The organism is Lysobacter terrae, assembly GCF_054782215.1.
The window spans coordinates 92,674-112,955 of sequence record NZ_BAAGSX010000002.1; the positions used below are offsets into that span (position 1 = coordinate 92,674).

22 protein-coding genes, 1 tRNA gene and 1 pseudogene are annotated in these 20,282 nt (G+C 63.4%); 11 read left to right on the forward strand and 13 right to left on the reverse strand.

Features of this window, described 5'->3' with window-relative positions; genetic code table 11:
- The first annotated feature begins 123 nt into the window (after window positions 1-123).
- Window positions 124-1,137: an esterase/lipase family protein gene (locus ACYVJ8_RS08350; RefSeq protein WP_460711262.1), complete on the forward strand. Its 1,014-nt coding sequence runs from the start codon at window positions 124-126 to the stop codon at window positions 1,135-1,137.
- A gap of 56 nt (window positions 1,138-1,193) precedes the next feature.
- Here ACYVJ8_RS08350 and ACYVJ8_RS08355 read toward each other — a convergent pair whose 3' ends face one another.
- The gene (locus ACYVJ8_RS08355) at window positions 1,194-1,781 is read right to left on the reverse strand and encodes a DUF4136 domain-containing protein (RefSeq protein WP_460711264.1); all 588 of its coding nucleotides are present in this window, start codon (window positions 1,779-1,781) and stop codon (window positions 1,194-1,196) included.
- Window positions 1,782-2,090: 309 nt separating this feature from the next.
- On the opposite strand from ACYVJ8_RS08355, the gene ACYVJ8_RS08360 reads away from it, so the two are divergent.
- The 5 genes from ACYVJ8_RS08360 to ACYVJ8_RS08380 all read left to right on the forward strand — a co-directional run bounded on the left by ACYVJ8_RS08360 (window position 2,091) and on the right by ACYVJ8_RS08380 (window position 6,494).
- Window positions 2,091-2,297, forward strand: coding sequence for a hypothetical protein (locus ACYVJ8_RS08360; RefSeq protein ID WP_460711266.1), 207 nt, complete (start codon window positions 2,091-2,093; stop codon window positions 2,295-2,297).
- A gap of 136 nt (window positions 2,298-2,433) precedes the next feature.
- Window positions 2,434-3,459: a magnesium transporter CorA family protein gene (locus ACYVJ8_RS08365; RefSeq protein WP_460711268.1), complete on the forward strand. Its 1,026-nt coding sequence runs from the start codon at window positions 2,434-2,436 to the stop codon at window positions 3,457-3,459.
- Window positions 3,460-3,523: 64 nt separating this feature from the next.
- Window positions 3,524-5,419 carry an MFS transporter gene (locus ACYVJ8_RS08370; RefSeq protein WP_460711270.1) on the forward strand — a complete coding sequence of 632 codons (1,896 nt, stop codon included), beginning with the start codon at window positions 3,524-3,526 and terminating at the stop codon, window positions 5,417-5,419.
- A gap of 270 nt (window positions 5,420-5,689) precedes the next feature.
- Window positions 5,690-6,040, forward strand: coding sequence for a CD225/dispanin family protein (locus tag ACYVJ8_RS08375; protein ID WP_460711272.1), 351 nt, complete (start codon window positions 5,690-5,692; stop codon window positions 6,038-6,040).
- Between the two features lie 28 nt (window positions 6,041-6,068).
- A complete protein-coding gene (locus ACYVJ8_RS08380) occupies window positions 6,069-6,494 on the forward strand; it encodes a DUF2752 domain-containing protein (RefSeq protein ID WP_460711274.1) in 426 nt (141 codons plus the stop codon).
- A gap of 2 nt (window positions 6,495-6,496) precedes the next feature.
- Here ACYVJ8_RS08380 and ACYVJ8_RS08385 read toward each other — a convergent pair whose 3' ends face one another.
- From ACYVJ8_RS08385 to ACYVJ8_RS08405, 5 genes are all read right to left on the reverse strand, one after another.
- Complete coding sequence (locus ACYVJ8_RS08385; protein WP_460711276.1) at window positions 6,497-7,423, reverse strand: hypothetical protein; 927 nt, start codon at window positions 7,421-7,423, stop codon at window positions 6,497-6,499.
- Window positions 7,424-7,557: 134 nt separating this feature from the next.
- Window positions 7,558-8,481 carry an NAD(+) diphosphatase gene (gene nudC / locus ACYVJ8_RS08390; protein ID WP_460711278.1) on the reverse strand — a complete coding sequence of 308 codons (924 nt, stop codon included), beginning with the start codon at window positions 8,479-8,481 and terminating at the stop codon, window positions 7,558-7,560.
- Window positions 8,482-8,523: 42 nt separating this feature from the next.
- Complete coding sequence (gene erpA, locus ACYVJ8_RS08395; protein ID WP_460711280.1) at window positions 8,524-8,907, reverse strand: iron-sulfur cluster insertion protein ErpA; 384 nt, start codon at window positions 8,905-8,907, stop codon at window positions 8,524-8,526.
- 49 nt (window positions 8,908-8,956) lie between these two features.
- On the reverse strand, window positions 8,957-9,676 hold the full coding sequence (locus ACYVJ8_RS08400; RefSeq protein WP_460711282.1) for a DUF6776 family protein: 720 nt from the start codon (window positions 9,674-9,676) through the stop codon (window positions 8,957-8,959).
- Window positions 9,677-9,773: 97 nt separating this feature from the next.
- Window positions 9,774-10,202 carry a bactofilin family protein gene (locus ACYVJ8_RS08405; protein WP_460711284.1) on the reverse strand — a complete coding sequence of 143 codons (429 nt, stop codon included), beginning with the start codon at window positions 10,200-10,202 and terminating at the stop codon, window positions 9,774-9,776.
- Between the two features lie 156 nt (window positions 10,203-10,358).
- Between ACYVJ8_RS08405 and ACYVJ8_RS08410 the strand changes: the two genes are divergently transcribed.
- A complete protein-coding gene (locus ACYVJ8_RS08410) occupies window positions 10,359-10,958 on the forward strand; it encodes a DUF4126 domain-containing protein (RefSeq protein WP_460711286.1) in 600 nt (199 codons plus the stop codon).
- 96 nt (window positions 10,959-11,054) lie between these two features.
- Here the strand turns inward: ACYVJ8_RS08410 and bfr are convergent, their stop codons facing one another.
- The 3 genes from bfr to ACYVJ8_RS08425 form a co-directional block, all read right to left on the reverse strand.
- Window positions 11,055-11,525, reverse strand: a complete 471-nt coding sequence (gene bfr / locus ACYVJ8_RS08415; RefSeq protein WP_460711288.1) for a bacterioferritin — start codon at window positions 11,523-11,525, stop codon at window positions 11,055-11,057.
- 140 nt (window positions 11,526-11,665) lie between these two features.
- Window positions 11,666-11,869, reverse strand: a complete 204-nt coding sequence (locus ACYVJ8_RS08420) for a (2Fe-2S)-binding protein (protein WP_460711290.1) — start codon at window positions 11,867-11,869, stop codon at window positions 11,666-11,668.
- 67 nt (window positions 11,870-11,936) lie between these two features.
- On the reverse strand, window positions 11,937-12,548 hold the full coding sequence (locus tag ACYVJ8_RS08425; RefSeq protein WP_460711292.1) for an RNA pyrophosphohydrolase: 612 nt from the start codon (window positions 12,546-12,548) through the stop codon (window positions 11,937-11,939).
- A gap of 137 nt (window positions 12,549-12,685) precedes the next feature.
- On the opposite strand from ACYVJ8_RS08425, the gene ACYVJ8_RS08430 reads away from it, so the two are divergent.
- Window positions 12,686-12,762, forward strand: a tRNA-Met gene (locus tag ACYVJ8_RS08430).
- A gap of 155 nt (window positions 12,763-12,917) precedes the next feature.
- Window positions 12,918-14,114: a tyrosine-type recombinase/integrase gene (locus ACYVJ8_RS08435; RefSeq protein WP_460711295.1), complete on the forward strand. Its 1,197-nt coding sequence runs from the start codon at window positions 12,918-12,920 to the stop codon at window positions 14,112-14,114.
- Between the two features lie 322 nt (window positions 14,115-14,436).
- Here ACYVJ8_RS08435 and ACYVJ8_RS08440 read toward each other — a convergent pair whose 3' ends face one another.
- From ACYVJ8_RS08440 to ACYVJ8_RS08455, 4 genes and pseudogenes are all read right to left on the reverse strand, one after another.
- Window positions 14,437-15,078, reverse strand: coding sequence for a DUF6988 family protein (locus ACYVJ8_RS08440; protein ID WP_460711297.1), 642 nt, complete (start codon window positions 15,076-15,078; stop codon window positions 14,437-14,439).
- Window positions 15,079-15,092: 14 nt separating this feature from the next.
- Window positions 15,093-16,058, reverse strand: a complete 966-nt coding sequence (locus tag ACYVJ8_RS08445; RefSeq protein WP_460711299.1) for a hypothetical protein — start codon at window positions 16,056-16,058, stop codon at window positions 15,093-15,095.
- A gap of 23 nt (window positions 16,059-16,081) precedes the next feature.
- Window positions 16,082-16,690: an HNH endonuclease signature motif containing protein gene (locus tag ACYVJ8_RS08450; RefSeq protein ID WP_460711301.1), complete on the reverse strand. Its 609-nt coding sequence runs from the start codon at window positions 16,688-16,690 to the stop codon at window positions 16,082-16,084.
- 4 nt (window positions 16,691-16,694) lie between these two features.
- Window positions 16,695-17,140 (reverse strand): annotated as a pseudogene (locus ACYVJ8_RS08455) (DUF6998 domain-containing protein).
- Between the two features lie 145 nt (window positions 17,141-17,285).
- Between ACYVJ8_RS08455 and ACYVJ8_RS08460 the strand changes: the two are divergent.
- Complete coding sequence (locus ACYVJ8_RS08460) at window positions 17,286-18,401, forward strand: hypothetical protein (RefSeq protein WP_460711303.1); 1,116 nt, start codon at window positions 17,286-17,288, stop codon at window positions 18,399-18,401.
- 14 nt (window positions 18,402-18,415) lie between these two features.
- Window positions 18,416-20,215, forward strand: a complete 1,800-nt coding sequence (locus ACYVJ8_RS08465; RefSeq protein WP_460711305.1) for an ATP-dependent nuclease — start codon at window positions 18,416-18,418, stop codon at window positions 20,213-20,215.
- Window positions 20,216-20,282 lie beyond the last annotated feature (67 nt).

Sequence of the window (20,282 nt, forward strand, 5' to 3'; positions counted from 1 at the left end):
GGGAGTCGTCCCAGGAGCGGCTGGTGCCGCATGCCGCAAACTCGTGGATGCGGCCGGTCGCGGCCGGCTCTAGAATCGTGTCGAATACGCGCCGCCGCCCGCGGCTTCGAGCGCGGACCAACCATGAAGATGCTCGCACCATCGCAGCAGCTTTATCGCCCCGGGGCGGCGCGCTTCCTGCTACGGCGCATGGGTGCGGCGCTGCGCTTGCTGGGTGTGTTCGACAGCGACGGCGATGCCGGCCTTTATCTGAGCGAGCCCTTCGATCCCACGCGGCGCGTCGTGGTGATGATCCACGGACTCGGCGGCGACGCGCTCACCTGGGCGCGGCTGACGCAGGCGGTGCAAGGCAACGCGGAGCTGCGTGCCGGCTTCCAGGTCTGGCACTTGGTCTACAACAGCAACGCGCCGACGCTGGTGATCCGGCGCCGCGCGCAGAATTACCTGGACGAGGCATGGCGGGAGTTGGATCCGGAAGGCCAGGCACCGGCGCGGTCTGGAATGGTGCTGGTGGGCCACAGTCTCGGCGGCGTGGTGGCGCGCATGCTGTGCGTCGAGAGCGGCGATTCGATCTGGACGGTGGTCTTTACCGTCGGACCGCAACAGCTGCAACACGAGGCCGCCGGTCTAGTCGACGCGGTGTTCCGCTTCCGGCCGTATCCCGGCGTGGGACGCGCGATCTTCATGGGCGCACCGCACCGCGGCAGTCCGAATGCGGACAACTGGTTCGGGCGCGCATTCCGCAATCTGATGGGCGATAGCACCGACGAGATCCGCGTGCTACGCGCCCTGGTGCGCGAGCATCCGGAGCTGGTGCAGGCGGATCTGCTCGAGACCTACCGACAGGGCAAGCTCAACAGCATTTCCACCCTGCAGGTATCGCAGCCGGTGCGGCGCGCAGGCGAATCGCTGTTGCCCAACGGCATTCCATACCACGTGATCGCCGGCGAATTGCCTGGCGCCGAGCCCCCGGGCGACGGCGTCGTGCCGCTCACCAGTGCGCTACTGCCCGGCGCCGCGTCCACGCTGATCGTCCACGGCGGGCACGATCTGTGCGACAACGATGCCGCGGTCGCGGAGATCCTGCGCATCCTGCGCGAGGATGCCGTGTCCACGCAGATCTCGTCACCACGGTAACGGAGCGACTGCTCCCCTCGCCGTCTCGTAGCCGTACCTTCGCGCTGCTGCTGTTTTTATCGCGGCGGCGCGCTTCCCGGGGGGAAATCTTCGAATATCTTCGCCACCGCTACCTGGATGTCGGCGGTGAGCTTCTCCGGCTTCTTCGGCACCGTGCCTTCTGCCGTGCCGCGCCAGATCGCCTGCTTGGTCTTGGCATCGAACATGTCCAGCACCAGCGTGCCGACGGTGTAGCTGCGCACGCGCGTCGTGTCGAAGCCGCTGTGCATGCCCCAACCCCAGCCGTGGCCCCAGCCGCCGTGCCAGCCCCAGCCGCCCCAGAACGGGTCGTCATAGAAGGTGTCCAGCTCGTATTCCTGGCGACTGGCGACGTGCGCGGCGAGGACGACGTCGCCGCCTTCCGGCATCAGCGTCCAGCCTTTAGCCCGCAGTTGCGTGTCGACGGCATCGACGATGCGTTGCGCGACCAGCGGCGGCGCCTTCTCGGCTTTCTCGCGCCAGCTGTAGCTGTGGTACTGGCCGAACTGCACCGCCGGGTCGTGATCGGTGTAGACGCGCGGCGTGGCGCACGCGGCGAGCAGGAGCAGCAGAACGAAGGGGAGACTCCAAAGCGGACGTTGCACTGCCGTGAGCAACCGTTTCATGTCTGCGCTCCCGAACGGTGGGCTGCGATCCGCGCCACGCGTGCGGCAAGGACGGTTGCCCGACGTGCATGGCGGGATCGCTGAAGATTACCTTCCGCCAGCAGCAGTGGTGTCGCCGTGAATCGGGCGCAGGACGGCATGGTCCCGTTCAGTTCCGTCCCGCTGCATGAATACGGCCGGCATCGCATCGCGTGCGGATTCGCGGCGGCGGTTTGCGGAATGTTCGCGCGTCGCTCACCCTCGCCTTATTGCTGCTCGATCACCATTGCACGCGTCGACAAAAGTCGGCTTACGTAAGGAGCACATTGCATGGGTAGCAACACCATGGGCAATACCCCGAAGAACCCCGGCTCGAATACCGGCAGCAACACCGAACGCCGCGAAGGCATGGGGCGCGATCAGGATCAGAAGCAGCGCCAGGCCAGCCAAAGCGATAGCAGCCAGCCCAACCGCCAGAACACCGGCAACCAGAGCAGCCAGAGCAACCGCTCGCAGACGCGTCGCGACGAGCACTAAGGCGCATCTCGCGTGCGAAGGCCCCGCCATTGCGGGGCCTTTTTGTGCCTGCAGACATGTCCGCGTCGCGCATCCGTGGATTCGCCCGGCCTTCACCGCAGCCGCCGGAAGCTGCGGGGCCCACGCGAGGATCACCGTGACCGCATTGATGCCCACCTCGTCCGAAGCCGGAACCGATGACCGCGAGCCGGCGCCGGGCGACGAGCGCACCCACGCGGTCTTGTTCGATGCCGATGGCAGCGATCGTCGGATCGGTATCGATGCCGTAGATTTGGGCGCTCTGTCGGAACGGCAGCTGCTGTGGATCGACCATGAGGGCGACCAGGCGCAAGAACTGCTGCAAACGCTCGGATTGACCGAGGCGCTGCCGGCGGCCGAGGAAGGCAATGGCCGCCCGCGACTGCAGAACTTCGGCGACTGGTTCCTGCTGAAGGTGGTGGCGGTCGCGCGCGACAAGCGGCGGGAGTGCGCCGGACAGTCGCTCCTGATCCTGGCGGGTCGCAACTTCGTGCTGACCCTGCACCGGCAGCCGCTGGAATATCTCGCACAGCTGCGCGAGCGCGAGCGGGCCGACACGCGCATCGGCGTGCTCAGCGCGGAGAGCTTCACCGCTTCGCTGCTGGATTGGCAGATGGCGACTTATTTCGATGCGGTAGCGGAACTGGAGGCGGACGTGGACCGGCTCGAGGTACAACTGCTCGAGCGTCCATCGCCGCGCGGCTACACGGCGGAACTGGCGGTACTGCGGCGTGCGACCTCGCAGCTTCGCCGACTCCTGGCTCCGCACCGCCGCGTGTACGGTGCCATGGCGCGTCCCGATTTTCGTCCCGACGCGGGCAAGGAGACCGATGCGCACTTCCGGGCACTGAACGAACGTTTCGAGCGCACGCTGGAAGCGGTGGAGGCGGCGCGCCAGCTCGTGATCGGCAGCTTCGAGCTGTTCGCCACCCACACCGCGCAGCGGACCAACGAGATCATGCGCACGCTGACCTTCGTCACCGTGCTGCTGGGCACGCTGGCGGTGGTCGCGGGCGTGCTGGGGATGAACTTCGAAGCACCGATCTTCAAGACGGGGACGCGCGGGTTCGTCACCACCATCGTGCTGATGGCGGGCGTGGTGGTGGGCGCGTTGGCGATGGCCAAGCGCAGGCGGTGGTGGTAGGCGGAGGCCAGTTCCGGTAAGTCACGCGGCTTTGCTAGGCTCCCGCAAACTCCAGGGAGCCCCCATGGCCCACAACCAGTTCGAACTGCTCCGGCAGCGGCGCTTCCTGCCGTTCTTCCTGACGCAGTCGCTAGGCGCGTTCAACGACAACGTTTACCGATTGGCGATCATCGGTCTGCTCGGCTATCTCGCCGTCAGCCCCGAGGACAAGACGCTCTACACCAACCTGGCGCCGGCGATCTTCATCCTGCCCTACTTCCTGTTCTCGGCCACCGCCGGCCAGATCGCAGAAAAGCTGGAGAAGTCGAAGCTGATCCGGATCACGACGACGATGGAAATCGTCATCATGTCGTTCGCGGCGATCGGCTTTCTCACCCACAACATGGTCGTTCTACTGGTGGCGCTGTTCGCGACCGGCATGCAATCGACACTGTTCGGGCCGGTGAAATATTCGATCCTGCCGTCGGTGCTCAAGCCGGAAGAACTCACCGGCGGCAACGGCCTGGTCGAGATGGGTACGTCGATCTCGATTCTGGCCGGCATGCTGTTCGGTGGGCTGATCTTCCAGCTCTCCGGCGCGCAGGGACCTGTAGTGGCGGCGATCGCCATCGTGCTGCTGGCGATCACCGGCAACGTGGTCAGCCGCTTCATCCCGCGCGCGGAACCCGGCGCACCGGACTTGAAGATCAACTGGAACCCGCTGCCCGAGTCGCTGGCGATCATGCGCCTGACCCGCCGGCAACCTGGCGTGCGCAATTCCGTATTGGGCGTGTCGTGGTTCTGGTTCTTCGGCACGGTGATCACCTCGAACCTGCCGACCTATGCGGAGATCAACCTCGGCGCCCCGCGCGACGACGCGACGATCTACGTCCTCGCCCTGGCGCTGTTCTCGATCGGCACCGGCGTGGGCTCGCTGCTGTGCGAAAAACTGTCGGCGCGCACGGTCGAAATCGGCCTGGTGCCGATGGGCGCGATCGGCATGACCGGTTTCCTGCTCGATCTGTATTTCGCACGTAGCGGTGTAGCGCCGGTGGCCGGGTTGGATGCGATGGGCTTCCTGGGCCAGCCCGGTGCATGGCGGATCGTGATGGATCTGGTCGGCATCGGCCTGTTCGCCGGCTTCTTCCTGGTGCCGCTGTTCGCGCTGATCCAGAGCCGTACGCCCAGGAACGAGCTGTCGCGGGTGATCGCGGGCGTCAACATCCAGAATGCGTTCTTCATCGTGCTGGCCGCGGGCGTGGGGATCGCGGTTCAGCGCCTGATGGGCTGGTCGATCCCGCAGCTGTTTTTGGCGCTCGCCATCGCCAATGCCCTGGTCGCGATCTGGATCTTCACGATCGTGCCCGAGTTCGCGATGCGCTTCCTCAGCTGGTTGCTGGTGCGCACGCTGTACCGGCTGAAGCTGCACGGCATCGAGAAGTACGTGCCCGATGAGGGACCGGCGCTGATCGTGTGCAATCACGTCAGCTACATGGATGCGCTGATCCTGGCGGCGAGCATTCCGCGGCCGGTGCGGTTCGTCATGTATTACAAGATCTTCAACATCCCGGTGATGAGCTGGATCTTCCGCACCGCGAAGGCGATCCCGATCGCAGGTGCGCGCGAGAATCCGGAGGTGATGCAGCGCGCGTTCGATGCGATCGACGCGGCGCTGGCCGAGGGCGAGATCGTCGGCATCTTCCCCGAAGGCGGGCTCACCCAGGATGGCGATATCGCGAAGTTCAAGTCGGGCGTGGAGAAGATCCTCGAACGCCGCCCGGTACCGGTGGTGCCGATGGCGCTGCGCGGGATGTGGGCGAGCATGTGGAGCCGCCGCGACGGCCGGCTGGGCCGGATGCGCGTGCCGCGCCGCTTCCGTGCGCATGTCGAAGTAGCCGCGGATGCACCGATCGATCCGCAGGGGGTGACGGCGGAGCTGCTGGAGGCGCAGGTGCGGGCATTGCGGGGGGATGCAGCGTAACAACAGCAAAAGCGCCCCTCATCTGCCCTTCGGGCAGCTTCTCCCCGCTGGCGCGGGGAGAAGAAGAAATGCACCCTCGCCCCGCTTGCGGGGAGAAGAGAGACACCCTCGCCCCGCTTGCGGGGAGAGGGACAGTGTTGCGCAGCAACGCAGGGTGAGGGGACGTCCAGGGCATGCGCGGTGACTCTCGCGAACGCCCGCTGCTAGGATGCGCCCCAGGGCCATACGGCCCACGGGGACTTCATCCACCATCGTCCAAGGGGTCGCATCATGAGCAGCACACCGCCGTCATTTCCGCCGGAGCAACAGCAGTCGTTCGGTCCGCTTCCGAATTATCTGGTCTGGGCGATCCTGATCACGATCGCGTCGCTGTGCCTGTGCTGCATCGTCGGCACCATTCCGGGCGTGGTCGCGATCGTGTTCGCCTCACAGGTCAACAGCAAGCTCTCCGCGGGCGATCGTGCCGGCGCCGAGAACGCGTCGAAGCAGGCCAAGCTGTGGTGCCAGATCACCACCGGCCTGTGCATCCTGGGGCTGCTGATCAACATCGGCATGCGCATCGCCGGTTACGACTCGACGCAGTATTGGAAGAACTGGGCCGAGCAGATGGAACACCGCTGATCTAAAGCGGACGTCGACGATGCGTGCAATGCCGTCATCCCTGCTGTCCCGCCCCGCGATGGCCGCCACGGCGGCCGTCGCGATGTGCGCGATGCTCGGCGGCATCTGGCTGTTGCGCACCTTCGATCCGAACACGGCGGGAAGCTGGTTCCCGTCGTGTCTGTTTCATGATCTGACCGGTTGGTATTGCCCAGGCTGCGGCCTCACGCGGGCGCTGCATGCGCTGGTTCACTTCGATCTGCAGCGCGCGCTAGCGATGAACGCGTTCTTCGTGCTCAGCCTGCCCTTGCTGGCCGCCATGACGCTGCAGGGGATCACGCGGCGCGCCTTGCTGCCGGCGCTGCTGCAGCGCGTCGCCTTCGATGGCCGCATGTGGATCGGTGCGCTGCTGATCTTCGGCCTGGCGCGCAATCTTCCCGCCTTCGCGTGGCTCGTGCCCGGCGGTTTGCTCTAGAACTAGGCGACGAAGCCGGCGATCACGAACAGCGCCAGCACCGCCAGCCATACCAACAGGCTGCGCCATACCAGGCTCATCGCGTCGCGCAGCTCCGGCAACTCCGGTGCCGTCATCACCGTGGCCGCGGGCGTGGCAGTGGGCTCGGCGAATCCGGGCTCGTCCGCGTAGTCGGCGGCTTCTTCGGCAAGTTCGGTGCGCACGCTGGCGCGCCCGGCCGCATCGAGGAAGCGGTGATCGAGCGTGAACGATGCGCCGCCGGCTTCGCGCCACGCGCCCAGCACGGTGTCGAAATTGCCCACCAGCGCGAGCGACAGCGTCAACAGTTGCGCGACCGGCCAGTCGAGCAGCTTGAGCAGCGTGGCCGCGCCGGCGCGCGCTTCGACCGCGAGGCGGCGCGCGAACGGACCTTCGCATGACATCACGGTCAGCCGGTACAGCAACGCGCCGGCGGGACCCAGCAACAGAAACCAGAACAGCACGCCGAACCAACGGCGCAGCGCATTCTGGAATACGGCCGACACCAACGCGCCGCCGTCGACGACGAGCGGGGGCGCGTCGGGCCACAGTTTCGCCATCGCCTCGCGCCTTGAAGCCGCATCGGGAGCTTCGGCGATCGCGTCGATGTCGAGGTCGAGGTCGCGCGGTCCCCAGGCGTAGAACAGCACGGCAATCGCGAACAGAACGCCGACCAGGCCATACAGCGGTAGCTTCAGCGCGATCTGGAACAGCAGCACGGCAAGCAGCGGCGGCACCAGCGCCATGGCCACGCCCCACCGGCCGCGCCAGAAACTGCCTTCGGGAAACTGCGCGTCGAGCCACGCCAGCCAGTTGCCGTACCAGTCGTAGTGCCGCACCGACGCGGCCAGCGACTGCGCCATGTGGCCAATGACCAGGGCGGCAACGACGGCGAGCAGGGTGACAGCCATGACGGATCCTTGCGGAAGCGGGACGGACAGCGCTCTATTCGGACGCGGAGCTGGATTCTAGCGGGTCGGCTGTTAGTGCCAACGTAAGCCGAGAGCCGGTATGGACAGGTACGCGCGCGGGTGAGCCTGCGCGCTCAGCGTACGCCGTCCGTCCACAGGTCGATCAGCCAGCGCGCGATCGACAGGCGCGGTGACACCAGCAGGCTGGTGCCGTCGTCGCGCGCGGGATCGGCTTCGCGCGCCTGGGCTGCGCGGACTTCATCACGGGTGAACCAGCGCGCATCCTCGAGTTCGTCGCTGATGCGCGGCTCGTCCGGATGCGCCTCGGCGACGAAGCCGAGCATCAGCGAGCTGGGAAACGGCCACGGCTGCGAGGCGAGGTAGCGGCACGACTTCACCCGTACGCCGGTTTCCTCCAGCACTTCACGGGCGACGGTGTGCTCCAGCGACTCGCCCGGCTCGACGAAGCCGGCGATGGTGGAAAAGCGGCGCGCGGGCCACGCGGCCTGGCGGCCGAGCAGCAGACGCTCACCGTCGGTCACCGCGACTATGACGGCGGGATCGGTGCGGGGGTAATGCTCCGCCTTGCATTGCGTGCACGTACCCAGCCAGCCGCCGCGCGAATAAGTCAGCGGCGCGCCGCATACGCCGCAATGCCGATGCCGCTGCCGCCAGTGCTGCACGGCGCGCGCCTGCGCGAACACCGACGCATCGAAGTGCGGCCAATGCGTTGCGGCGCTACGTAGGTCGAGGCGTTGCGGCGCTTCGAAGGCGGTGAGCGCGGCGTCCAGCGAAAACCATCCGGTGCCCGTTTCGTCGACGCCGAGAAATACCGCTGCACCGATTCCGCCCGGACCTTCGCTCAGCCGCGCGCCGGTGGGCGCGAGCAGGCGGCGAGCCTCGTCGGCGAAGGCGTGTCCGTTCTCGTCGAGCACGACCACGCGCGAAGTCGGCCACATGCGTGCAAGGGCATCGTTGTCGGTACGCAGGTGATCGGCGCGATCGAGCGCGGCACGCACGGCATCGGCTTCGGCGAAGGCGAACGGGGATATCGGCATCGGGCGATTCGCAGCGCGGAGTGCTGCGGATTATCGGCGATGCTACGCCGAAAACGACGACCCGCACCCACACGTCGTCTTCGCATTCGGATTGCGGATCACGAACTGCGCGCCGTGCAGGCTTTCGGTGTAGTCGACTTCCGCGCCCATCAGGTACTGCAGGCTAAGCGGATCGACCAGCAGGGTGACGCCGTCGGTCTGCACGGCGAGGTCGTCCTCGGCCTGCTGATCGTCGAATTCGAAGCCGTACTGGAAGCCCGAGCAGCCGCCGCCCTGGATGTAGACGCGCAGCTTCAGCTCCGGATTGCCCTCTTCCACGATCAGCTCGCGCACCTTGTTGGCGGCGGCGGAGGTGAACTGCAGCGGGCGCTCCAACGCCTGGTAGTCGGGCGCAAGGGTGTCGAGGGGGGTGATGCTCTGGCTCATGTGCCCAGGATGGGGCGCGCACGCCGCGCATTCAACCCGCTAGCGGCCGTCATTCCGCAACAGACTGTCCGCGCAAGGCTTCGGCCCAGGTGAACGACTGCTCGATCACGGCGCCCGAACGCGGCTGCAGACGCACCGTCACCTTCGCCGGGGTCACATCGGGCGGCAGGAAAACATCGCCCTCGATCTGCTGGAAATACTTGAATGAATACACGACGCCCGGCGCCGCCGACTGCTGGCGCAGGTCGGTCCAGGCCAGTTTCTGCAGTTTGCCGGCGCGGGTGCCTTCGATCGACAGTGTGAGCACGCCTTCGCTCACTGCGCCACGGTTGAGATTCTGGGTGAGCGTGCTGGTGAAGTGCCAGGCCGGGCCGTTCTGCTGCTGCATTCGCAGGGCATGCACGGTCAGGCCGCGGCGTTGCGCGGTGGCTCCGACCAGGCGCTCGTAGAAGGCGACGTCGGCACGCAGGCCGGCGATTTCCTCGTCGCGATCGGCCAACGCGCCTTGCAGGTCGCGGTTGGCGTCGCGGCTGATCTGGTCGGAGCGGGTGAGCGTCGCCACGCGCTGTTGCAGCTGTTCGGCTTCATCCTGCAGGTTGCCTTTCTCGCGGCGGAGCGCCGCGAGCTGCGCTCGCGGGTCGCCCGAAGCCGGCGAGAAAACCTGCCACAGGCCCCAGCCGCCAAACGCCAGCGCAGCCAGAAAGAGCACGCCCAGGACAAGCACGCCCCAGTGCTCGCGCAGCCATGAAGTTTGTCGACGTTGATACATGCGCCGAGATTAGCCGCACCGGCCGCCGGCCGTGTGTGCCGGCGGTAACGCTGTGGACAGCGACCCGGTGTTCCGGACGCTGTCCGGTGCCATCGGTTCAGGCGACGGCAACGTCCGGCGTGATCGGCGTGACGTTGGCGTTGTCTTGCACCGTGACCGCCACGGTTTCGGCGTGGATGAGGCGACCGGTCAACGTGGAGCCGGCGATCATCTCGATCACCTTGTAGTGCACGTTGCCGTTGACGCGTGCCTTCGGATGCATCTCCACCTGTTCGCCGTAGGCATCGCCGACCAGCTGGCCGTTGATCACGACGCTGGGGGCGCGGACTTCACCCTCCACCACGCCGGTCTCGGCGATGGTGACCTGCGCCGCCTCGCCGTTGCTGGCGATGATCTTGCCGATGATCCGGCCTTCGACGTACAGGCCGCCGGAAAAGTGAAAGTCACCGCGAATGACCACCTGCGGGCCGATCAGGGTGTCGACCTGGCCAGGAGCGATCGCCGACTTCTTGTCTTTCTTGAACATGGTTTCCCCACTGCTATTTGGAGTACGCCGGCACCACCGCCCCTCAGGACAGGCGGCGTCGGCCGCGCGTGAACCTCCGCCCACCGGCCCTGCGGGCCGGTCAGGACGGAATGCCCCTTCCCCTATACTCGGCGCGAAGTCTAGCGGGAGACGGCCATGACGGATGCGCACCTGTTCGCAATTGGCGTCGTGCTGGCCTGGTTGGCCGGCATCCGTGTCTATCTGACCGTGTTCGGCGTGGGCCTGGCCGGTGCGCTGGGTTGGCTGGAGCTGCCTACTGCCCTGCAGGTGACGCAATCGCCCTGGGTGATCGGGGTGTCCGGCGCGCTGGCCGCGGCCGAATTCTTTGCCGACAAGATTCCGGGCGTGGATTCCGGGTGGGACCTGCTGCACACGCTGCTGCGTATCCCCGCCGGCGCCTTCCTGGCGGCGGCAACGCTGTCGCCGGATGGCCATCTGGGCGCCGGCGCGCTGGCCGCCGGGGCGGGCGTGGCGCTTACCAGCCACGCCTTGAAGGCGGGCTCCCGCGCACTGCTGAATACCTCGCCCGAACCGGTGAGCAACTGGACCGCGTCGGTGACCGAGGACTTGGCGACCGTGGGTGGGCTGGCGCTGGTCTTCGCGCATCCCTGGCTGGCGCTCTCGATGGTCGTCGTGATCACGGCACTGTTCGCCCTGGGCTTGTGGTGGGTCTGGCGCAAGCTGTTCCGGCGCAGGCCGCGCGTCGACGGCGCTTCGGGATTCGGGGCGGCCTGACATCGTTGCCGCATAAAAAAACGCCACCTCACGGTGGCGTTTTTGTTCGGCGGCGCTGGTTTCCAGCCGACGCTGATTTTCAGCTGGCGCTGGTGTTCAGCTTTCGAGTTTCATCGCCAGGTAGTTCTGCTCGCCGACGCGATCGATCAGCGACAGCTGCGTCTCGATCCAGTCGATGTGTTCTTCCTCGGATTCCAGGATGTCGACCAGCAACCGGCGACTGACCAGGTCCTTCACGCTTTCGCAGTAGACGATGCCTTCGCGCAGCATCGGCAGGGCATCGAGTTCGAGGGCGAGATCGCAGCTCAGGACTTCGCGCGGGCCTTCGCCGATGCGCAGCTTGCCCAGGTTTTGGAAATTCGGCAGACCTTCGAGAAACAGGATGCGCTCCGCCAGCTTGTCGGCGTGCTTCATCTCGTCGATGGATTCCTTGTACTCGTGCTCGGCCAGCTCGTTGAGGCCCCAGTTCTTCAGCATCTTGGCGTGCAGGAAGTACTGGTTGATGGCGATCAGCTCGTTGTAGAGCGCCTTGTTGAGGTACTCGATGACCTTGGCGTCGCCCTTCATGGCGGTGGCTCCGTGCGATTCGTTGGCGCGACTCTAGACCCTATCGGATGCGCGATGACGAAACGCGAATCGAGTGCATCCGCGAAACGGCGCTTCAAGCGGAGCCCTCGCCGGGCGAGGTCAACGGTCCAGCTGCGGACTCAGGCCGCCTGCGACAGGATTGGGAGCGGAAGCTCGCGCACGGTGCGGGCTTCCTCCAGCAGCTGCGCCGCCAGATCCAGGCAGCTGCCGCAGGTGGCGCCGGCGCCGGTCCGCATGGTCAGCTCGGCCACGGTGCGGCACCCGGCGTCCGCCGCCTGGCGGATGTCGTGATCGGTGACCCCATTGCAGATGCAGACGTACATGCGGCGGTTTTCGGTGCTGGGCAGCCTCGTGGCTGCGGCGTCATTCCGCCATGAATGAGAATGATTGTCAATTAGGTGATTCTGAACCGCCCCCGCGCGCCTGCGAATCGCCCCGCGAACGCGGCCGCTGACGCGCGCGGCCGGTGTTACGGCGCGGATCCCGCACCAGCTCCGGGCAAGGCATCGGCACGGCCTGCAGGCCGGCGATTCGCCGCGCGACGGGCGCGAGATGCCGCAGCGCACTGCAGTACACCCCGCGCTTGAAGGTCACCACATGTTCGATCGGATACCAGAAGTCGACCCAGCGCCAATGGTCGAATTCAGGCTTGTCGGTGAGGTCGAGGCGCAGGTCGCTCTCCTGCCCGGTCAGCTGCAGCAGGAACCAGACCTGCTTCTGCCCGATGCAGACCAGTCGGTCGTGGCGCCGGATCGCGCGTTGCGGCAGCCGATAGCGCAGCCAGCCGGGAGTGGCGCCGAGAACCTCGACATGTTCGGGCAACAGGCCGGTTTCTTCGCGTAATTCGCGATACATGGCCTCCAGCGGCGTCTCGTCGCTGTTCATCCCGCCTTGCGGGAATTGCCAGCCATCGCGGTGCACCCGCCGGGCCCAGAAGAGGCGCCCATCCGGGTGCATCAACACGATGCCGACGTTGGGTCGGTATCCGTCCGGATCGATCACGATGCGGACTCCAACTAATGCGCTGCGTCCGACTCTGCCACGGCCCCTGTCGGCGGACAAGCAAGGCGGCGGAGGATTGACGAGGACGGGCCGAGCCGGAATAATTCGCGGCTCTCTGCGGGAAATGCATCCGCAATGGCTATGTAGCTCAGCCGGTTAGAGCACAGCACTCATAATGCTGGGGTCGGTGGTTCGAGTCCACCCATAGCCACCATTCCGCGAGAGACACCGAGAACCCGCCCAGTGCGGGTTTTTGTTTTTCAAGGACTTCCGTTGGCCCAGCGCCCTTTGCGGATGCTCCTCGTCCGATCACCGCCTTTAGGGCTCCGATAGCGTCTGGCTTACCAGACACTTACGGATCGAGCCCCAATGAGGACTGCCCTCACTAAGCGCATCGTAGCGACAGCGCAGCCCCGAGAGCGCCCCTACGAGCTGCGGGACACGCTCGTGCGAGGTCTACTGCTACGGGTGCAGCCCTCGGGTCACAAGGCATGGATAGTGACGTGGGCGCACGGGAAGCGTAGGACGCTGGGGTCAGCCACCCTTCTGACACTCGAACAGGCGCGCGCCTACGCGTCCCAGGCTATGGCCGAAGTCATCCAGCAGGGATTGCCCAGCATCGCTAAACCGGAGCGCCCCAGGTGCACGCTGGCTGGGTTTCTGGATGACCACTACGAGCCATGGGCGAAGGTTGAGCTCCGGGGTGGGCAGCATTACGTCGAGCGCATCCAGACTCACTTCGCTGGCTTGTTGATTCGCCAGCTATCGGAAATCGACGAGGTCGCAATTGATCGCTGGTGGCGCAACCGTGTTACAGGGGATCGCGCCGTAGCCAAAGCCACCGCAGCGCGCGACTTGGCTTGCCTGCGTTCCGCACTTTCGAAAGCAGTCGAATGGAAGCTGCTGGAGCGCAACCCACTGCTGGGGCTTCGCCAGAAGTCAGCCGAGCCCCGCAAAGTCGTGCGGTTCCTGTCAGCAGACGAGGAAGTCCGGTTGCGCAAAGCACTGATTGAACGCGACCAACAGCTTGCTGACGCCCGCGCTTCGGGCAATCGCTGGCGGGCAGACCGAAATGCCCCCTTGATGCGGGAAATCCCTGTGGGCGGATATGCCGACTATCTGACCCCGATCGTTTTGCTGGCGATAAACACCGGCTTGCGTCGGGGTGAGCTGCTGTCATTGATCTGGGCTGATATCGATCTGGACGCCCGCATGCTTACGGTTCGCGCCGAAAACGCCAAAAGCGGGCGTCAACGCCACATGCCGTTGAACACGGAAGCCCATGCCGTGCTTGCACAGTGGGCGAACCAAACGCATGCGCCGGGCCGCGTGTTCGGCGTTGCCAGCGTGAAGAAAGCATGGGGCGCACTGTTGGCCCGCGCTCGCATTTATGACTTCCGCTTCCATGACTTGCGCCATCACTTCGCCAGCAAGCTGGTCAGGGCCGCAACTGACCTCAATGTCGTGCGCGAACTACTCGGGCATTCGACTATCGCCATGACTCTGCGCTATGCCCACCTCTGCCCGGGTACGCTTGCCGCAGCAGTGGCGAAGCTAGCTGCTTGATCGATTGCCCGTCAGCCCTTGCTTCGGGCACAAGCAGAACGGCACCAGTCGCACCCTGCGTGCATCCTAGCTGCTGACAGCTGTCCCTCTACTTGTGCGATACGGAACGAGCCAGGTGTGCGCTGGTTGCGTCCTGCTGGGTGCTACAGCACGCGCCACATGGGGCTATCGAGCAGGGCATCGCCGCACGGGTGGAAGTCCTAGACAGGTGCTGGAAACCATATTCCACTGCTACCGCAGTGGAGGGCGCTTGCGGGGCACTCCATAGAGGCACAGCACAGATGCCCGCTTCCAGAACTTGGATTTGCCGCAGTGCAGGCGATCAACCGTTCGGAAATGGCTCTAGGGCTGGAACACAATCAACAAAGTCGCGATTGAGCGTTACCACTTGCATCGCGATTCCAGCATCGGTGGATAGCTCTGCTAGTACCAGTACGGTTAGCAGCGACACCGCATTGGAATTTTTCACCAGGTCGGACAATAGACCCGTCGGGTAACCATCGCCGTTGCGTCGCAGCGGGTGGATGCCCCCATGGACGAAAGAATTCAGCCCGTCCCACAGGCGATCACGAAATCGTGTGAGCAATCGCTCCGCTCCCGGTGGACCCTTGCGGCCAAGATCGGCCAGCATTTCCTTGACCGAAGGTAGGTTCTTTGCGGCTTGTTGGTTCTCAACCGTTAATGGTGCTTGCAAACGTGCGACTTGGTTATCACCAGCGGCGTGCCATAGCCACGCCCCGCGCACCAACGCCTCATATTGCAGACGTAGCATGGCGATGCCGGAAGTATGCAGACCGGCAGAGATAAGCAGTTTCAGAGACTCCGCGTGCTCGAATGCGATATCACACATCCCCAGCGTCGCCTGTCCTCGCGGGCTGCCGTCGAACTCCACGTCCTGGAATAGAACCGCAACCGTGTCGGTGAGAGCGGCAGAGCGTTCAAGCAGCCGTTCAAGCGCGTCCATCGAGACCTCACTCACTACTTCACGCGATCGATAACCCAATCCACGAGGCCGCCTTCCAGAACCATCCGCGCCACATCGACTGCTCCAAATAGCGTTACCCCCGCTTCTGCGAAAGGATTCTCGATCTGGCCGGTGTGATAGACGAAGAAGAGGCGATCGTAGGTATCCTTGTTAGCGAAATCCTTCGCGTAGGCATCCAGCTCACCCTGCGTCGTCTGGCATTTGATTTGGACATATGCACGTTCGCGAGTCAGGGGTGCTTCGAGGTCGAGATCTTTGGTGGCCTGATTGCCACCGACAGCGCCCAAACGGCGCCAACCGGCGTTGACGAACCCCATGTCGATGAGTATCTCGAAGTCACGCTCGTGCAGCATCTGGATTAGCGGAACAAGGGCCTCAAGAAGCGATGTCCGGGCCTGTTCGACTCGGGTTACCTCATCGGACCGCTGACCATTGATGCGCTTCACCAAGCGCCCGGCATCGATGACGTTGCACGAGGTGCCCCTGAACATAGTGAGCTTAGTGATAGTGCCGGGCAGGCTCGTTTTGGTCAGCGTAATTCCAGCTGCGTCAGTCGACCTCCAGCCACACTGAACGATCCGATAGCTGCTGTAGTTTCCGTCGTTTTGGTCCCAGCGCTGCGGCTCACCCGGCTCCAAAAAACCGTAGTGCAACACGTCGTCAATGAAAGAAACCCACAGCGTGTCGCCCTGGTCCTCGAAAAATGCCTTGACCTGGTTCGTAAACGACGTTGCCGTCCCCGGGGGCTGCTTGCCCTGTTCGCGCCACAACCTCGCCAGCTCGTCCCACTTTTTAGCTCGACACAGTGCGAGGGTTTCTGGGTCGGCGGATTCAAACCCAAACCGGAGGATTCCACGCCGTTTGCTTTCCTGCTCCCATGAACCACTAGGTCCGAGCTTCACGTAACGCACCGCGCGTGGTGTGATCGGAAAAGCAGGTACGAATGGACTGTCGGCCATCTGATTCTCGTGTGCGCTTGCGACTATGCGATAACTTTCTCGGCTTCCAAGTCATTGGAATCCGCCCTGATTTGCTCGATTGACTGGGGCCGCGCGCGCGTGACGAACGCTTCGTCAAGAGCCCGGTACATGGCTAGGGACTTTTCGGCCTCGCCCTTGATGTTTTCATAGAGCGATTCCGCGATCACTCGGATGGCGTGCTTTTCCTGATCGCTAAGCCTCGGATACTCGTATCGCTCGATGTGCTCGAGAATTTTGGCACGTCGGTCTCGGAACGCATCCGTAGCGCTTCCCCCACAACGGGCAGCGAGTTGAGCTTCCCAGGAAACAAAACGCGCACTATCGTTCTTCTCCCGCTTGTTACAGGCTTTGCATACGGGGACTATGTTGCCGGGGTGATGCAAGCCGTACTCCGCGCGGTTGAACATGATCAGGTGTTCGATCTGCATTGTGTCCCTGGCAGAGCAATACGCACAGCGATCATCAAAATCCTTGCGGATCTTTTCCCAGGTGGCCTTGCCTGACCCGGACGCCGTGTTAAACCGTTTCCCGAGGTAGTGTTCGCCGACAGATGTCAGGAATGAACGAACTGCGGTATTAGCCGCGTCGGATGGTGTGTTGTAGACGGCCATGGCTTTAAGGGCGAACGCGAACGAGTCTTTGGTCTATCGGCACGGTTTCCATTACCGCGCGAAGGAGATTCAGCCGCACGGGATAAAGGCCGTTCTTGGGTCTTGGCTTATCCTTTACCAAGTTCCAAATTAGCTCGCCCGGGCCATTGAAGGCCTCTGTAGCCGTGCCGTCCGGCAACAGCTTAGGGCAAGCAGGTGACGGCAAGGCTCCCCGATCTGGATTGCTTCCCGCTGCGTGGTTTTGACTTGGACGAGGCGATCATTGATGGAGCAGTCGTGGGCCTTTTGCCCGGTTCGCAAGGGCGACAAGGCATAATGAAATTCGGCGAGAACCTCGCCAAGACTGCCAACTAGAATTCCATCAGGCGTGAAATTTCGGTGCGGATGCAATCGCTTTAGCTTTGCGGCGACCTCATAAAGCTCACGCACCAACTTGCGAGTATCTTCCATCGAACACCCCCTAGCCCTCCGAGCTTAACCGTCGAAAGGCGCGCCCGCCAACCAGAAGGCGAAGAACACTCCTGGGCGCCCAGCCACTCGCATCGGTGTAATCTCAGCCGCAACCGTCCTATCCTGCGGCTGTAAGGGGAATGCCGTGGCCATCGACCTATTCGCAGCCATCGGGAAACCCGATAGCGAGCTGCACCCGCAGTTCCTCACGCTGCGCGACGCGCCTCACTATGCGCCGGCACGCGACCAGCTTAGGGAGCTACAGGAAGCTTTTACCGACCCGGACGGCAACTTTGTCGAGCAGTTCCAGACAACTGGATTCGATGCGCGCACTTTTGAACTGTTCCTGTTCGCGATGTTCCAGGAGGCAGCACACTCGATAGATCGCAGCCATCCACGCCCCGACTTTTTACTGACTAAAGACCACATCACAGTGGCAGTGGAGGCCGTGACAGCTAGTGTCCCTTCCAATGACGGCATACAGCCGTACTTTGCCCTACCAAGGCATCAGACAGCAGACGAACGAGCAGAGTATCTCCGCAACAATGTTCCCATTCGACTGGGAAGCCCCTTGTTCACCAAGTTGCGTCAGCGCTACTGGCTTGAGCAACACGTGCAGGGTCGTCCGCTTGTGCTGGCGATCCAGGATTTCCATGCTCCAGGCTCGCTTGGAACAACCTCCACGCCGCTTAGCCGCTACCTGTTTGGCTTTGATCAGGATTGGTATCACGACGCCGAGGGCAAGTTAATAATCACGGAGCGCGCCGTGGCACACCACGAAGTCGGCCCGAAGAAAATATCTTCCGGGTTCTTCTTTCAACCCGAGGCAGAAAACATCTCGGCAGTCCTGTTCTGCAACACTGGCACGGTGCCGAAGTTTGCTCGCATGGGGCAGGAAGGAAAGTATCGGAGCGACTCGGTGCGCATGCTGCGCTGGGGGACTTGTTACCGCCATGACCCGAATGCCACGCGCCCCGATGATTTCTTCTATGAGGTTGGCGACCCGAACCTGACTCCCGAAACGTGGCGCGAAGGCACCTCTCTGATCCGAAACCCAAACGCGATTAACCCTGTCCCCAGTGGCTGGCTTGGTGCGGCGCTCGAAGAAGATTCGGTGGACGGCAGGCACGTGAGCACACTCCGGGAGCCCTTCTTTCCGTACGCATCAATGACTCAGATGTACCCTGGCCACACGTCAGATAGGCAGCTGGCAGGGGAAGTGAAAAGGATTCGCGACGCACTTGCTGCCGCCTCGCGTTGAGGTCTTCGAGGAAGATGCACAAGATCAGTCACATCCACATATCGAACTTCCGGGCGTGCCGCAACGTTGCACTGCCACTAGGAGACTTCACGCCGTTGGTGGGGCAGAACAACGTCGGCAAGTCGACCATCCTTCAAGCAATCGAGCTGGCATTGGCGCCTCGGGCGCTAAGCAAAGCTGACTTTGGCGACACAGATCAGCCCGTAAGTATCGCAACGTGTATTGAGGGGATTACGACTGACCTTCTGGACGCCATTCCGGATGCCAAACATCGCGCGGCAATTTCCGGATACTGCGTTGAGGGCAAGTTGTGGATACAAGTGGTTTGGGCTACTGCCGGCAAGAAGGCCGATCAACGAGTTTGGGAGCCGGCGAGTTATTCGGGCGCTGGAGTGCCAGACCAATGGCGAGCGTACCCAACGGGACTGCCACAAGCCGTATCGGCATTGTTTCCCGAGCCCCTGCATATAGTCGCCATGGAGGACCTGTCCGAAGACCTCGGGAAGGCGAAGGCCGGTACCACCATAAAGGCGCTTCTGGATGAGGTCATGGGCCCTGTCCTTGAGGCTCATGAAGAGCTAACTGCCGCACTTGCGACGATTCGGAACGTCCTGTCGACCGATGGCAACTCTAGGTCCACCCACTTGTCGACTTTTGATACTGGAGCGACAACGGCACTGGCCGATTTCTTTCCAGGTCTTGGCTTGGACGTGGATCTGCCTGCCGTGGATTTGAAGGAGTTCTTCCGAGCGGGTGATTTGTACGTCACAGACAACCGTACAGGGGATAGGCGCAAGTTCGATCAGATGGGCACCGGCGCGCAGCGCGCAATCCAGATGGCGCTGGTGCGCTATCTCGCTGGCATTCGTGGGGGCCAAGGGGGCTCTAGCTGCCGGCGACTACTGCTAATAGACGAACCCGAGCTATTTCTTCACCCTCAAGGTGTCCGTCATCTTCGGGAAGCCCTGCGCAAGCTTACGGAGCGCGGCTTCCAGGTGATTTTTTCTACACATTCGCCCTTGATGCTTAGTCGGGAAAATGCGTCGGATACGATCATAGTGACCCGTGCGTCCGAAGGTACTGCAATACGACTGCCGCTTCGCGAAGCTGTGCTCAATGCCCTCAGTGATGCAGCGGCCCAAGCCAGGGCACTGTTTCAGCTTGGCAACGTTGCGGAGATATATTTTTGCGAACGGGTGATCCTGTGCGAAGGGAAGACAGATCAGCGGCTGCTGCCGTTGGCGTACGAAATAGTCTACGGGCACCCAGCGGAACTGGACCGCATCTGCTTCGTTTCCTTAGGGAGCAGTTCTGACATACCTAAGGGGCTGCCAGTCCTGCGCGCCATGGGTATATCGGCCTGCGCCGTCGCCGATCTGGACTTTGCGTATACCGAGGCCCGAAAAGGTGGGGCGGATGCGTGGCTGAGTAAGGATGCAGATGACCTCAAAGCGGTAAAAGCGATCTTGAAACGTCTAGGCGATGCCGAGGGGTTTCCCTTGGCTGACAATGGGCTGCCGATGAGTAAGGGGGCCTTCACGGCAGCGAGTTCGTGGGCGACTTTCGCAAAAGACGCAGAAGGAAAAACCTACTCGGAAGCGGCGCACGAAGCATTGAAAGCCCACCAAGTGTGGTTATGGTCAGTGGGGTGCATCGAACAGGTCACCGGCGCCACGGACAAAGGCGAGGACGCGATCCTGCGACAGGAAGAACAGCTACAAGCAGTTGGGGCTAAGGGCATTGAGGCTTCCATGCCAGCCCTCAAGGCGTTGTTCGAGTGGGCTCGCGGAGTAGCAATTCCTGGGTCCGCATAACGGAAACGCATCGTTCCACAGATGGCTTTAATGCCATGCCTTGCCACCGTATGCATCTGGGACATAC